Annotated in this window: 1 protein-coding gene; it reads right to left on the reverse strand. The window is 52.2% G+C overall.

The genetic code is table 11. The features are described 5' to 3' along the window. Positions 1 to 995, reverse strand: a 995-nt coding sequence (locus CW742_RS15035) for a tyrosine-type recombinase/integrase (protein WP_292421808.1), incomplete at its 3' end; no start/stop codon positions are given. Between the last annotated feature and the right edge of the window lie 50 nt (positions 996 to 1,045).

A 1,045-nucleotide genomic window follows, 5' to 3' on the forward strand; every position in this document is an offset into this window, starting at 1 on the left:
CCCTGTTTACGTGCAATCTCATCGTCTATATCGGAATCGGTCAGGTGAGCATATGTTGCAAACATCTTGGTCGTGATATTGCCCCACATCATCTTCTTGATGACAGACTCGCTGTACCCCTGCTGCATCAGGTGGGTAATCCGTGAATGCCGGAAAATGTGGGTCGTGATATGTTTCTTGATACCGGCACGTTTGGCAATGATGGCAAGTTGTTTGGCAATACCCCGGTACTGGAGGGGAATATTCTTGCCATCGGTCAGGAATACGAAGGATTCACCGGAAGCGGCACCACCTGGATACTCGTTGCCCCATTGAGCCAGGTAGGATTTGGACATCACTAAGGGAATGTACCGGGTCTTCTCGGTCTTGCCGTTGACGTTGATGGCAACATTCCACTCGTTGACCTTGACCTGTTTCCAGCGGAGGGTGCCGAGCTCGCTGATACGGAAGCCGCCTTCATATAACATCGAGATGAGTGCCCGGTCCCGGGAAGTCCGGCATTTCTTGAGCATAGCTTCGATCTCTTCTCCGGTCAGGAGCTGTTCGGCTGTCTTGGTCATCAGGTTCGGGGATGGGGGGGTGATCTTTCGGATTTTCTTCTCTTCGATCTCGCTGAACTTGTTCTCGATCAACCAGAGGTAGAACCGTTTCAGGAACTTCACGTAATCTGCCCTGGTGTTCTGAGTCAGCGGGGCGCCATCTTTCTTTCGGGCGTCCCGCAGGACATTGATACCACGGTAAACGTCGGAGATTGTGTTCGAGCGGTAGGGTCTGATGTATTCCCGCCAGTTCGTCAGGATCGAGGTCAGCTTGAACACCCTGCCGGCGCTGATAGAGCTTGTTGAGGCGATCTCACCGACGTATTCCTGGATAAGCTTTGCATCGTCATCGGTGATGCGTTTCTCTTCAAGTCCCCGGGCAATGATGTTCTTTGCGTAACCGTAGTATTTCTGAGCTGATGGGTGGAACCGCTCCTGGGTTACGGGTTGGTGCATGCGCTCTAGTAGGAACGGTTAGTATATAAAGGATATGCTGGGAACGTAAC

It is taken from the genome of Methanoregula sp. (assembly GCF_002835825.1).
Taxonomy (GTDB): domain Archaea; phylum Halobacteriota; class Methanomicrobia; order Methanomicrobiales; family Methanospirillaceae; genus Methanoregula.